The organism is Bacillus amyloliquefaciens DSM 7 = ATCC 23350 (genome assembly GCF_000196735.1).
GTDB classification, from domain to species: Bacteria; Bacillota; Bacilli; order Bacillales; family Bacillaceae; genus Bacillus; species Bacillus amyloliquefaciens.
Genome location: NC_014551.1, coordinates 1,604,027 through 1,617,587, shown reverse-complemented (window position 1 = coordinate 1,617,587; position 13,561 = coordinate 1,604,027). Strand labels below are relative to the sequence as shown.

Genomic DNA, 13,561 nt, shown 5'->3' with positions numbered 1-13,561 from the left:
GTTATTGCTCCTTCTTTTTCCCGCTGTCAAACAGCATATGAATAAATAAAAGTATCACACCGACGCACAGTGATGAATCCGCGATATTAAAAATCGGATATTGATAATTCACGATGATGACATGAATAAAATCCACCACTTCCTGGCGCGCCGCCCGGTCAATAAAGTTTCCGGCCGCACCTCCCAGCATTAAGCCGAGAGAAATCCCGAGTAACATCTGCCCTTTTGCATAACGCTGTATGTAATAAACGATTCCGATAATCACGGCGATGGTAATGACGTAGAAAAACCACATTTGCCCGGCTAAAATCCCCCATGCCGCTCCCGTGTTGCGATGAGAAGTGATATAAAGCACCTGATCGATGACAGGTATGCTTTGTCCCAATTCCATATGGCTGACGACAAGCCATTTGGTCAATTGGTCGGCAATAATAATAAAAAGAGCGATAAGATAATAAAGCACACACGTTCCTCCAGTATACAGTTACTTTTATCCTTTATGAATTTTATCAGTAAAAGATGGCGGAGTAAAGGCAGATCATAAGCGCATGCAGACAGACGCTGTCACTCATACAGCGCCTGATCATATGCATAATCTCCGGGTACCCAGTATGGAAGGGTTTTCTTTTCAAATTGAGCGGGATAATAAAAATCATCAGCGGTTCTGGCCGTCGGCAAAACCGCAAGCTTGTCAATCGGAATGGGGGCGCCTGTTTTTTCACAATAACCGTACGTATTGTTTTCAAACTTAGACAGGGCAAGAAGAACGTCCTGAAGTTCTTCTTTTATATGATAGATCAGAGTTGCTTCTTGGTCGTTCATTGAAGGTTCAACAGATGCTGACATGTGAAAGCAAGAATATTCGAATAATCTTGATTGAAGTTCTTCTTTCATCATGAGAAGCTCCGTGTGGATTGCGGTCAGTTGATCATTCATTCATTCATCACAACTCCTGCTCTTGATGTTATAGCTTTATTGTTGCCCCGGCTGCGTCATTTGAAGCCCATAAGATTTTTCCTATCGTTCTAATCGATGACATTGCTGGCATGTAAAAAAGCGCCCGGCTGACCGGGCGCTTTCTCATTCATTATTTTTGATAATATTTTTCAACGATTTCCGCATTTCGCAGTGATAATGTCGGATACTTCGGATTGGCTCCGACATCTTTAGAAATCACGCGGGACCGCTCACACATCTGGCCTTCCGCTTTTTCTACGGTCATTTTTCCTGTCGTGAAGCTTTGCGCTGTTTCCGGCGCTTCACTTTCGTCTTTTACTGTCAGTTCTGAGACGATAAACAGCTGCGCGATATTTTCTTTAATGGATGACAAAAGGTCGCGGTTTTCTTTGTTCGGATACAAAGTCAGGCTCGCTTCCAATGATCTTCCGATAATTTTCTCGTTACGGGCTGTTTCCAAAGCCTTCAGCACGTCGTTGCGAAGCTCCATGAAGCGGTCGAATTTTTCTTCTGTCGCTTGACTGTCCGGAACAGAGATGGTTTCCGGCATATCTGTCAGCTGTACGCTCGCTTCTTCAACAAATGATAAGTGAGACCACATTTCATCCGCTGTATGCGGGAGAATCGGCGCCGTCAGCTTCACTAACGCCAGCAGCGTTTCATAAAAGACGGTCTGCATGCTGCGGCGGTCCGGATGATCCGCATGCTCGATGTACACAACATCTTTTGCGAAATCAAGATAGAAAGAGCTGAGCTCGATCGTGCAGAAATTGTGAATGCTGTGATAAACAACCGCAAATTCGTATTCATCGTACGCTTTTTTCACCTTATCGATCAGCTTATTGAGCTTGATCAGCATATATTGATCCACTTCGCGAAGATCTTTAACAGCAACGGCATTGACACTTGGATCGAAGTCAAACAGGTTGCCGTGAAGGAAGCGGAACGTGTTGCGGACTTTCCGGTATACTTCAGCGACCTGCTTCAGAATGTCTTCAGAAACCGGGTGGTCGGCCTGATAGTTTACGGAAGATACCCATAAACGCAGAATTTCTGCTCCAAGCTGTTTTGCGATTTTTGTCGGGTCAATCGTATTGCCGAGTGATTTACTCATTTTACGGCCGTTTGCATCAAGTGTAAATCCGTGGCTTAATACGCCTTTATACGGTGCTTGGCCAGTGACTGCAACAGCGGTTGAAAGAGATGAGTTAAACCAGCCGCGGTATTGGTCAGAGCCTTCAAGGTATAAATCAGCCGGGCGGACGAGATCATCACGTTCTTCAAGAACGGCCTGATGAGAAGATCCTGAATCAAACCATACATCCATAATGTCTTGTTCTTTCGTGAAAATACCGTTCGGGCTTCCCGGATGTGTAAACCCTTCCGGCAGGAGGTCTTTTGCCTCTCTTTCAAACCAGACGTTTGAGCCGTGTTTTTTGAACAGCTCAGAAACGTGTTCAATCGTTTCGTCAGTGATGACCGGCTCACCGTTTTCAGCATAAAATACCGGGATCGGAACGCCCCAGACGCGCTGTCTTGAAATACACCAGTCACCGCGGTCGCGCACCATGTTGTAAAGGCGCTGTTCGCCCCACTCCGGCACCCACTTCGTTTGTTGGATGGCATCAAGCAGATCGGATCTGAAATCTTTAATTGATGCAAACCATTGCGCTGTCGCTCTGAAGATGGTCGGTTTTTTTGTTCTCCAGTCATGCGGATAGGAGTGTGTAATAAACTCGAGCTTCAAGAGCGCGCCGTTTTCTTCAAGCTTCTCCGTGATCGGTTTATTGGCTTTATCGTAAAACATTCCTTCAAAGCCCGGCGCTTCGTCAGTCATGTTACCTTTTTCATCAACAGGGCACAGTACTTCTAAGCCGTACTTTTGGCCGACGATAAAGTCATCTTCCCCGTGGCCCGGAGCAGTATGAACACAGCCTGTTCCGGCATCGGTTGTGACGTGGTCACCAAGCATGACGAGTGAATCTCTGCCGTACAGTGGATGTTCTGCAGTGATGTATTCTAATTCTCTGCCTTTATATGATGCGACAACTTCCGGATTTTCAAATCCGCATGCCTGCGCGACGCTTTCGATTAATTCAGCCGCCACTACGTAACGCTTGTCTCCAACCTTGATGACATTGTATTCAAGGTCAGGATGAACGGAAATTCCGAGGTTGGCAGGGATCGTCCACGGCGTCGTCGTCCAGATAATAAAGCTTTCACCGTTTTCCAGAACACCTTTGCCGTCTTTCACCTTAAATGCAACATAAATAGACGCGGAACGTTTGTCCTGATATTCAATTTCCGCTTCTGCTAAGGCAGATTCACTGGAAGGCGACCAGTTGACAGGCTTCAGGCCTTTATAAATATAGCCTCTTTTCGCCATTTCGCCGAAAACGCGGATCTGCTGCGCTTCAAATTCAGGCTGAAGGGTCACATATGGGTTTTCCCAATCGCCTCTGACGCCGAGACGCTTAAATTGTTCGCGCTGTCTTTCGATCTGCTGCCATGCATATTCTTCGCAAAGCTTGCGGAAATCGGCTACGGACATTTCTTTCCGGTTTACTTTTTTGTTTTTCGTCAGCGCCGTTTCAATCGGCAGGCCGTGTGTATCCCAGCCAGGCACATACGGTGCGTTATAGCCGCTCATTGATTTATAGCGGACGATAAAATCTTTCAGGATTTTGTTCAGGGCATGGCCCATGTGGATGTCTCCGTTTGCATAAGGAGGTCCGTCATGCAGTACGAATTTCGGGCGGTCTTTCGTCCGTTCTTGAACAAGACGGTAAATGTCCTGCTCCTCCCAATCTTTTTGCATGTCCGGCTCACGGTTCGGAAGATTTCCGCGCATCGGAAAATCTGTTTTCGGCATTAACAGCGTATCTTTGTAATCCATTTTCATTCCTCCACAACATTTTTCAGAAAATAAAAAAAGCCCTCTCATCCCATAAGGGACGAGAAAGCTTATCTCGCGGTACCACCCTTTTAGAAAAAACGGTCAGCCGTCCTTTCCTCTCGAACATCGTAACGTGATGGAACGTCCTTTCCTACTGGCGGTTCAGAAAGGAAACTAAAGGGCTGATCTGCATGCTTCCGGCCATCCCGGGCTTTCACCTTCCCCGGTTCGCTTTATAGCCTGTTTTGAGTCATGCCGGTCCCTTTCAATCGTCTTTTCATCTGAATTTATGAACGTATTATATTCGAACGGGCCGGAGAATGTCAAGAAAATCAGAAAATTATTCTTTTTCCTCAAATACCGCGTCGACTTCGTATTCTAACAGATGATCCCAATCATCGTTTTTCAGCAGGTCGAGCTGCGCTTCAATCAGCATTTGGAAACGCGTTCTGAACACTTTAGACTGTTTCTTCAGCTCTTCAATTTCCATTGCGATTTTTCTTGATTTGGAAAGCGACTCATTGATAATGCGGTCGGCATTTTTTTCAGCTTCACGGACGATCAGCTTCGCTTCTTTCTGCGAGTTGCGCTTTACGTCTTCTGCCGCTTCCTGGGCTACGAGAATTGATTTATTCAGCGTTTCTTCAATATTGGCAAAGTGGCCGATTTTTTCGTCCAGCTCGTTCACTTTCGCCTCAAGCTCCGTTTTTTTACGGAGTGCAATTTCGTAATCTTTTCTGACCTGCATTAAAAATTCATTTACTTCATCTTCATCATATCCGCGAAAACCTTTTGTAAACGTTTTGTTATGGATATCATTCGGCGTTAATGGCATATTGCCACCTCCATTTTTACATTTCAGTACGGTTATCTAGTTCACATTATAAAACAAATACGGCACAGATGGAGAAAAAAACTGAAAAAACGACTTATTTTTGCCGTTCAAACGTAACTTTCCATTTGTCTTTTTTCGTTTTTCCGTCAACTTTTGTCAAACTGCATCGTCCGAAGCCCCGAATCGAAAGCATGTCCCCTTCAGCAACCTGATAGGAAGGATCCTCAACGGCTTTCCAATTCACCTTAACGAGCCCGTTTTTCACAAGCGCCTGCGCTTTCTGCCGGGATTGCCTGCTCATTAAAGCGCAGACGGCGTCAAGGCGTAATGAAGAAACCGTGTCTTCCCTTATTTCGACATCTGAAGCGGGAATGTGAAGTGCGGAAAGCTCGATTTTCTCAAGCTTTACCGGCGCTTTGCCCGCTTTGGTCAGCTGGGTGCCGACAAAATCGGCGATTTCACCTGAGACGATAAGCTGCACGGCTTCCTCTGAGAAAATCAGATCACCGTATTTCTGCCGCTTTAAGCCGATTCCCATTAATGACCCGAGAAGAGAGCGGTGGTCGATGCTGACGAATTTTTCAGCGTATTGAACTTCAAAAGCCCGGAGCTCAAAATCATCCTGTTCAGGTTCCATATATTCGGGGTATAAAATCGCGCGTTTGCGTTCAGCCCTGTCATAGCCTCCGAAAAACGCAAGGCCGCAGGCATCACCGATAACGGCTTTTACAATCACCTGTTCCCGGGGATCTAAGAAATCAGTCAGCTTCATCCGGTACTGGTCCTGGACAATCTGTTTCCATTCAAGCACCTGATCAATAAAAGGCCGCTCGTCTTGTCTGAAGTGCTGGTAAATATCGCTCATGTTCTTTCCTTTCTATGTAAAGAGGCTTGGCTGGTGCCAAGCCCGTATCAAACTGTCACATTCAAGTATACATTGCGATCATGCGGTACAGGCCCCAAAGTCCCGTCGTGGCAAATCGAAGCACGATAATCGCTACAATCGGGGATATATCCAGCATGGCAATGGGCGGAATGATCCTTCTGAACGGTTCTAGGTACGGTTCGCAAATCGCTGCGAGAAACCGTCCGACCGCCGTTTCTCTCGTACTCGGCACCCATGACATAAAGATATAGATAATCAGGGCAAACGAGTAGATGTAAATTAAATAACTCAGAACGGAAAAAATTTGATAAAGAATCATCCTGCTTTACCACCTCTGATGTTCGTCTTCATTTATGAGCTCCGAAATCGTGCCGGAAACATCGACATTATCAGGCGTGCACAGAAAAATATCCGAACCGATTCTTTGAATGTCGCCGCCGATAGCATAGACGGTTCCGCTTAAAAAGTCGACGATTCTTTTCGCCTGATCATGCTGGATGCGCTGAAGATTGACGACAACCGCCCGCCTGTTCTTTAAATGATCGGCGATTTCCTGCGCTTCCGCATATACACGAGGTTCACTCAACACCACTTTAGAGGATTTCTGAACACTTTGCAAGCTTACTACGTTCTGCTTCCCCGCCGGCTTCTGGGCGTAGGCAGGCTGTTTATCTTTCTGCTGTTCGTGTTCTTCCGGATGATCCTTCTCTGTTTCAATGTATTCGTACTCGTACTCCTCCTCATCCATTGAGAAAAAGTTTTTCAATTTATTTTTCATGCTCATTTGTTTACACCCCCCGTTTCATTTCCGACTAATGAAGAGCCGATTCGGATAAAAGTAGCGCCCTCTTCAACAGCGATTTCATAATCATTTGACATGCCCATTGAAAGTTCCCGGCACGGTGCGTTTGTCTGATTCAGCTGCTGCACCTGATCCCTCAGATCACGCAATTGCCGGAAGCAGGCTCTGATCGTTTCTGTATCGTCTGTCAGGGGAGCCATCGTCATCAGGCCCTCTACAGAAATGTTTCTAAAGTCAGAAAGCTCTCTGATAAAGGGGATGACCTCCTCTGTTTTCAAACCGTGCTTAGACGGCTCACGCGAAGTATTCACCTGCACAAAACAGCGAACCGCATGCGGCGCCCGTTTTTCAATCTCTTTTGCCAATGACAGTCTGTCTAAGGAATGAATATAAGATACACGGTCAACGACCGCCTTCACCTTTCTGGTCTGAAGACTGCCGATAAAGTGCCACTCCGGGCTGCCTTTGATGACATCCTGCTTGCGGATAAGCTCCGTATCCCGGTTTTCTCCCAGACTTGTAATACCAGCATCGACGGCCTCTTGAGCCCTTTCGGCTGATACGTATTTTGTAACCGCGATGACGGTTACATCTTCGGGGCTTCGGCCCGATCTGTTACATGCTTCGTTTATTCTTTCGTTTATATGTCGTAATTGATCAGCAACACGCAAGATAACTTATGCCTCCTTCATTCCGATAAAGGACATCATGCGTCCCGTTTTCCCTTTGTCGCGGCGGTGTGAAAAGAATAATTCATGCTCTCGTTCAGTGCATAAACCGCTGACTGAAATGTTTTCTTCCGGAATGCCGCAATGTATCAGAAGAAGGCGGTTTACCTCTTTTAAATCAAGCTGATACTGGCCTTTTTCCGTTTCACATATGGCGGATTCAGCCGAAAAAGGCAGCGCCCGGACTTCATTAATGACGCGGTCGTCGACGGTATAGCTTACTGCACTGATAGACGGACCGATGACAGCCTGAATATCTGTTAAGCGTGAGCCTTCTTCGTTTACCCAGCGTTCCGTCATGATGCGCCCGATTTGTCTGACCGTCCCCTTCCATCCGGCATGGGCAGCGCCGATAATGGAATTTACCGGGTCATAAAAATACAAGGGCACACAGTCTGCAAAACACAGGGCCAAAAAAAGATTCGTATCTTTCGTATAGAGCCCGTCCGTCCCGCGGAATGCGGAGGAATAGTCTCTCGCCCCTTTTCCTTTATCCCCGGCCGTCACGTGTCGGACGCGGTTTTCATGTGTCTGATCTGCGAATACCCAGGAATCCAGATCAGTACCGCATAAGGACGCTATGACTTCACGGTTTTTCACAACATCATGAGCTTCGTCCCGGACGTGCAATCCGGTATTTAATGACTCATACGGAGGATTGCTGACACCTCCGTTTTTGGTTGTGAATCCCGCGATGACCTTTGTGTTATGCTGATTCACATGATTCCAGTCTTCTATCATGAGTGCCGAGGGGGTGGTAAAACTAAACGGGTGATATGTATTCATGAGGATCCAACCTTTCGACAAACATTAAAAAAGCGTAATTTCCCACTCATTTTAACACAATTTCAAGCATACGTTTAGCGGCTGATTGAAAAATCGGATAAATAAATGTGCCGGAAACATTGAGATTTCCGGCATTTTACAAGTAAAGGGAGGATTACGCTCCCCCCTTTGGTTCGTTTACACGCACTAAGATGACATCTTCCCCAATTTTAACTATATTTCGCCAAGGAATGATCATTTCCTCTTCTTTTCCGAAAAAACCGAGAACTTTTCCGCTCCCGCCTAAAATAATCGCCTGAATTTTCCCCGTTGTCACGTTAATATCAATATCACCGATGCTGCCGAGTTTTTTTCCGTTCGACACGTTTACCACATCTTTTATTTGAAATTCAGATATGCTGATCATTCGTATCACGCCCTTCGCCCATTCTTTTTCCTATTATATGAACGGCCGGGCTGAACCTTGTCACATCGGGCAATCTTTTTTGCGGCTGCACCAGGTGAGGATAAAGCTCAGCATGACTTTCGTATAGTCTATAAGCTCATCAACGGACACTTCCTCGTTTACGGAGTGGGCGTTTTTTAAATCACCGGGCCCGTATATTACACTCGGAATCCCGGCATTATAAAGCCACCCTCCGTCAGTTACGGTTTGGGAAACATCAATGACCGGCTCCTGTTTTTTGACGGCTGAGTGTGAGGCCGCCAGGACAGAAACTGCCGGATGCTCCGGGTCGATTTCAAGCGCCGGGAACACCTCGCCTCTGTCTTCAATCATGGAAGAGCCGCCCCATTTGAACACCGGCCTGTTCTCCCTGAGCCACAGATCGCTGTCAGAGACACGATTTATATAGTCTTCGATTTCAGCGGCTGCTTGTTCGTGTGTTTCGTTCGGATAAAAGTGGACGGTAATCCATAATCTGCATTCATCGGCGACAAACGCTGCGTGCCTTCCCCCTTCAATGACGGCGGGGTTGATTGTATTGGTGCCGGGCGCAAAGCCGGGATAGCTTTTCGTTACCGCCCAGTGGCGCTCCAGCTCACCCAAGGCAGTGATGATTTTCGCCATTTTTTCGATTGCGCTCGCTCCGAATGCGCCACCGCCCGCATGAATCAGATTGCGCCTCATGCCGTCATGAAATGTTTTTTTGCTTTTCAATTCTATCCAGCCGGTGATTACACCGCCCTGCCCTTGAATATGCAGGCTGCTCGTATCGGCGACAACCGCAAAATCCGCGTAATAGCCGCGTTTGCAGCATTCCAGCGTCCCCGCCTCACCGACTTCTTCTCCGATCACAGACTGTACAATAAGGTCGCCCGCAAGCTTAATGCCCGCATCATGTATCAGCTGCAGAGCAAAAAGAACACACGCCAATCCCCCTTTCATATCAGCAGCGCCCCTTCCGATCAGCATGCCGTCTTTTACGAGCGGCTGAAACGGGTCAGTATCCCAGTCTTCACCCTGAACCTCGGCCACGTCAATGTGTCCGTTTAAAATCAGGCTTTGATGCCGGTTTGAATCCGTCCCTTTTAAAACGCCGACTACGTTCGGATCTTCCGGATACACATCCCACATATCGACCGAGCAGCCGGTTTCTTTTAAAAATCCGGCGACCCACTTCTGAGCTTCTGCCGTATTTCTTGCCGGCGGGGCCGGAGTCGGAAAGGCTATCAACCTTTCAGCAATATGTATTAAGTCGTCCCGCCGTTTTTCCGCCTGGTGCAGCAGCATGTCAAGCTGATTCATTGAAAATCTCTCCTTTGGCTGTATCAAAAAAACCGTTTCATCAAATGAAACGGGTAAAAAACGGATCTTCCTCCGCTTTTTTCACCGCTTCCCTCCGCCGGCATGATCCGGATCAGGTCCGTTAAGGGTTGAGACAAACGTCTCTCTCAGCTGCATGGCAGCACCCCCAGGGTGAACGTTATGTTATTTTACGGATGATGCCGCTTTTGCACGTGTTAAAAACGGGCGGCCGTTGTTCCATATGACATTGACAGGCATATCGAAAAACGCTGTAAGCCGCTCATCAGAAAGCATGTCTCTGATTTTCCCTGATGCGAACACCTCGCCTTGTTTTAAAAGCAGCGCCTGATCAAATACCGGCAGAATTTCTTCAGCATGATGGGTGACATAAAGGATGGACGGCGCATTTTCTTTTTCAGCGATAGACGTAATCGTGTCCAGCAGCTGCTCTCTTGCCATAAAATCCAGACCCGTCACGGGCTCGTCCAAAATCAGCAGTTCCGGATCAGCCATAAGCGCCCGCGCAATCAGCGCTCTTTGCCTTTCCCCCTGTGATAACGTCTCATACCTTCTGTCGGCGTAACTGATGGCGCCTAAATCCTTCAGAAGACCGATCGCTTTTTCCCTCACCTGTTCACTCGGGGTTTCGTACAGCCCGATTGAGGCGTACGCGCCGCTCAGGGCGATTTCAAAAGCGGAATCCGCGGCATATAATTTGTGCTGAAGTCCTGCTGAAACAAGGCCGATTTTCCTTCTGAGTCTGTCACCGAGCTCTGTTTTGCCGAAATGGTGGCCGAGCACCTGCATCTCTCCTGAAGTGGGGAAGTAATATGAGCATAACATATTCAGCAAAGCGGTTTTTCCGGCTCCGTTTAATCCGTACAGCACCCAATTTTCGTTTTTCTCAACGCGCCAGTTGATATCTTTCAAGATCCATTTGCCGTTTCTTTTTAATGATACATTGTCCAGATGTAAAATCATTGCGCTTTCCCCCGTTTATTTATTCAAATTTTCTTAAAACTTTTCATATTAGAATACATTACTTTTTTGCAGACGTAAACCGGCGCATGAAAAAAGCCTTTAACACAATGTTTAAAGGCTTTTTCCGTTATTGATGGATATTCTTATTCATTTGTTTAATGGCTGCCTTTTCAAGCCTTGAGACCTGAGCTTGGGATATGCCGATTTCTTCTGCGACTTCCATTTGGGTTTTCCCCTGGAAAAAGCGTTTTCGCAAAATCATTTTTTCCCGTTCGTTCAGTCGTCTCATGCCTTCTTTCAGAGCCAGCTCCTCAATCCATTGTGTATCCTTATTGCGCTCATCACTGATCTGGTCCATCACGTAGATCGGATCGCCGCCGTCATTATAAATCGGCTCAAACAGTGATACCGGATCTTGGATGGCGTCAAGGGCAAACACAATTTCTTCATGGGGCACTTCAAGAACTTTGGCGATTTCCTCTGCTGTCGGCTCCCTGCTTGTCTCACTGATTAACCGCTCTCTTACTTGAAGCGCTTTATATGCGATATCGCGAAGCGACCTCGAGACGCGGATCGGATTGTTATCCCGCAAATATCTGCGGATTTCTCCGATGATCATCGGTACAGCGTATGTTGAAAACTTAACATTATGGCTGAGGTCAAAATTATCAATGGATTTCATTAGTCCGATGCAGCCGACCTGAAATAAGTCATCAACATACTCTCCTCTGTTGTTAAACCTCTGAATGACGCTTAAGACAAGGCGCAGATTGCCGTTTACAAGCTTTTCCCTCGCTGAATCATCGCCCTCATCCTGCAATTGCTTAAACAGCTTTCTCATCTCTTCATTCTTGAGCACCGGTAATTTGGAGGTATCAACCCCGCAAATTTCGACTTTATTTCTTGACACGTTTTTCCCTCCCACTAGGAGCTGCTGTACAACGTTAAGTATCTCCTCGGGTGGGAAAAATATGCACCGGCTTTTTACAGAAATAAACATCCGCCTCCGACAATCCTTGCAGCAGTAAGGGCCGTCAGATGGAAAAAATTTTACACCATTTTGTTAAACTCTTTTCGCAGTCTTTTGATAATCCGCTTTTCGAGCCGTGAGATATAAGATTGTGAAATGCCCATCATGTCGGCTACATCTTTTTGGGTTTTTTCTTCTTCTCCGATAAGTCCGAAACGCAGTTCCATGATCTGCTTTTCTCTATCGTTTAATTGCTCAAGCGCTTTTTTCAGAAGTTTTTTATCCACATTGGCTTCAATGTCTTTTGTAATAATATCATCATCTGTACCGAGCACATCCGAAAGGAGCAGTTCGTTTCCGTCCCAATCAATGTTCAGCGGTTCATCAAAAGACACCTCTGAACGGATTTTATTATTTCGGCGCAAGTACATTAAAATTTCGTTTTCAATACATCGTGACGCATACGTCGCAAGTTTTATTTTCTTCTCAGGATTAAAAGTGTTTACCGCTTTGATCAAACCGATGGTGCCGATGCTGATTAAGTCCTCGATATTGATGCCCGTGTTTTCGAATTTGCGGGCAATGTAAACGACAAGGCGTAAGTTTCTTTCAATCAGGATGGCCCGCGCCGCCTGATCCCCGCTCGGCAGCTTTAATAAGAGCACCTGCTCCTCTTCTTTAGACAAAGGCGGCGGCAGCGCCTCACTTCCTCCTATGTAATACACTTCATCACTTTTCAGTCCGAGTTTCATCAGCCATTTATACCACAAATATGTCAGACGCAGCTTAAGTTTTTTCATCTTCCTCCCCCTTCTAAATACAACGCGTTTTGAGTATGATGAATAACAGACTTTTCGTCAGGATACATGTTTCACAGCCTTTCCGGTCAGCATCTTCGGATGAACGATTCCGTCAAATTCACCGTCCGCTGATAGTGGTTTCGTGCTGATGCCGATCAGGCATTTTTCACATGCGATCATCTCGTCTTTTGTTAAAATCGTGACGTAATCCGGCTTTAAACAGAGTAAAAATTGATTATCCTGGCCGACGCCCCTGTATGGAATCAGCCTCAGCTTATCCGCATGCCGGAACGATTCATCAAGCTGCTCTATCACTTCAAGCGGACCGGCGGAATTGATGATGTCCGTTTCCTTTTCGCTGAGAATCGGAGCGAATTTGTCAATGTGGAGAATCATGACCGGCGTTTTCGTCAGCGGATCATACAGCTGATTTCCGGAATCCACCAAACCTTTCGCGCGGATTGTCTGTCCGCTGAATTCTGCCTGAACCATGACAAGTTCATCGTACTGAATGGACTTCGTCTCGATGTCTTCGATTCTCTTTTTTGAAAAAAACCATACAGCCGGAAATCCGATGACAACAAACATCCAGCTGATCGGGTCGCCGAAGCCGGTCTGGCTCGTGACCATAACGCCGTTTTGCACAATTGATTCTGTCTGCAGCAGGGAATGTACGCCGATCATTCCCCCGCCGACGAGAAAGGTCGCGAAATAAAAGGCGAACAAATTTTGAAAAAAGTACCGAAACCGTTTAAAGCCAAAAGCCGTAAGCACGATCACAACTGAAAATGCCATTTTTCCCGCCGGATGCTCCACAAAGGGAGAAACAGGCGTAAACATCAGAAGTACAATGGTTGACCCGATGAAACCGCCGGCGGCCACTCTTCTTTTTTTTACCTGGCGTTTTAAAATAAAGGCGGTTAATAAAAGCAAAAGAGAATCAAAACAAAAGTTCAACAGCCAAATGACATCCAGATAGATTTTCACATCTGACCCCTTTCCTCTTTTGTCTTACATATCTGTTTCTCTCTCTTGTTTCATAAGTATAAAGCAAGCTCTGTGGGAAAGTCTGTCAATTAATGTTGAGGGGAAAGTACAATTTTTAAGGGATAATCGTTTTATTTGTCGAGGGCCGGGAGGATTGATTCCTATTGACCGCCGCAACAAAAAAAG

At 46.4% G+C, this 13,561-nt stretch carries 15 protein-coding genes and 1 riboswitch; all 15 genes read right to left on the bottom strand.

Annotated features, from left to right (window positions below):
- Position 1: 1 nt before the first annotated feature.
- Positions 2-463: a signal peptidase II gene (lspA, locus tag BAMF_RS28715; RefSeq protein ID WP_013352190.1), complete on the bottom strand. Its 462-nt coding sequence runs from the start codon at positions 461-463 to the stop codon at positions 2-4.
- A 101-nt stretch (positions 464-564) separates the two neighbouring features.
- Complete coding sequence (locus BAMF_RS28710) at positions 565-936, bottom strand: TraR/DksA family transcriptional regulator (RefSeq protein ID WP_013352189.1); 372 nt, start codon at positions 934-936, stop codon at positions 565-567.
- Positions 937-1,087: 151 nt separating this feature from the next.
- Positions 1,088-3,853 (bottom strand): isoleucine--tRNA ligase, encoded by a 2,766-nt coding sequence (gene ileS / locus BAMF_RS28705; RefSeq protein WP_013352188.1) that lies wholly within the window; start codon positions 3,851-3,853, stop codon positions 1,088-1,090.
- Positions 3,854-4,193: 340 nt separating this feature from the next.
- Entirely contained in the window at positions 4,194-4,688 is a 495-nt protein-coding gene (divIVA, locus tag BAMF_RS28695; RefSeq protein WP_003154406.1) for a septum site-determining protein DivIVA, read from the bottom strand.
- A gap of 94 nt (positions 4,689-4,782) precedes the next feature.
- A complete protein-coding gene (locus BAMF_RS28690) occupies positions 4,783-5,553 on the bottom strand; it encodes a YlmH family RNA-binding protein (protein WP_013352187.1) in 771 nt (256 codons plus the stop codon).
- A 61-nt stretch (positions 5,554-5,614) separates the two neighbouring features.
- On the bottom strand, positions 5,615-5,893 hold the full coding sequence (locus BAMF_RS28685) for a YggT family protein (RefSeq protein ID WP_003154408.1): 279 nt from the start codon (positions 5,891-5,893) through the stop codon (positions 5,615-5,617).
- Positions 5,894-5,899: 6 nt separating this feature from the next.
- Complete coding sequence (gene sepF / locus BAMF_RS28680) at positions 5,900-6,358, bottom strand: cell division protein SepF (protein ID WP_013352186.1); 459 nt, start codon at positions 6,356-6,358, stop codon at positions 5,900-5,902.
- A complete protein-coding gene (locus BAMF_RS28675; protein WP_013352185.1) occupies positions 6,355-7,047 on the bottom strand; it encodes a YggS family pyridoxal phosphate-dependent enzyme in 693 nt (230 codons plus the stop codon). The genes sepF and BAMF_RS28675 overlap by 4 nt, the downstream gene beginning before the upstream one ends.
- A 6-nt stretch (positions 7,048-7,053) precedes the next feature.
- On the bottom strand, positions 7,054-7,890 hold the full coding sequence (gene pgeF / locus BAMF_RS28670) for a peptidoglycan editing factor PgeF (RefSeq protein WP_013352184.1): 837 nt from the start codon (positions 7,888-7,890) through the stop codon (positions 7,054-7,056).
- A gap of 154 nt (positions 7,891-8,044) precedes the next feature.
- The gene (locus BAMF_RS28665; protein ID WP_003154415.1) at positions 8,045-8,296 is read right to left on the bottom strand and encodes a YlmC/YmxH family sporulation protein; all 252 of its coding nucleotides are present in this window, start codon (positions 8,294-8,296) and stop codon (positions 8,045-8,047) included.
- Positions 8,297-8,356: 60 nt separating this feature from the next.
- A complete protein-coding gene (locus tag BAMF_RS28660; RefSeq protein WP_013352183.1) occupies positions 8,357-9,637 on the bottom strand; it encodes an acetylornithine deacetylase in 1,281 nt (426 codons plus the stop codon).
- A 72-nt stretch (positions 9,638-9,709) separates the two neighbouring features.
- Positions 9,710-9,815, bottom strand: a riboswitch (TPP riboswitch).
- A gap of 5 nt (positions 9,816-9,820) precedes the next feature.
- Positions 9,821-10,618, bottom strand: a complete 798-nt coding sequence (locus BAMF_RS28655) for an ABC transporter ATP-binding protein (RefSeq protein WP_013352182.1) — start codon at positions 10,616-10,618, stop codon at positions 9,821-9,823.
- 127 nt (positions 10,619-10,745) lie between these two features.
- Positions 10,746-11,528, bottom strand: a complete 783-nt coding sequence (gene sigG / locus BAMF_RS28650; protein ID WP_013352181.1) for an RNA polymerase sporulation sigma factor SigG — start codon at positions 11,526-11,528, stop codon at positions 10,746-10,748.
- A 140-nt stretch (positions 11,529-11,668) separates the two neighbouring features.
- Positions 11,669-12,388 (bottom strand): RNA polymerase sporulation sigma factor SigE, encoded by a 720-nt coding sequence (gene sigE, locus BAMF_RS28645; RefSeq protein WP_013352180.1) that lies wholly within the window; start codon positions 12,386-12,388, stop codon positions 11,669-11,671.
- A 57-nt stretch (positions 12,389-12,445) separates the two neighbouring features.
- Positions 12,446-13,375, bottom strand: coding sequence for a sigma-E processing peptidase SpoIIGA (gene spoIIGA, locus BAMF_RS28640; protein ID WP_013352179.1), 930 nt, complete (start codon positions 13,373-13,375; stop codon positions 12,446-12,448).
- Positions 13,376-13,561 lie beyond the last annotated feature (186 nt).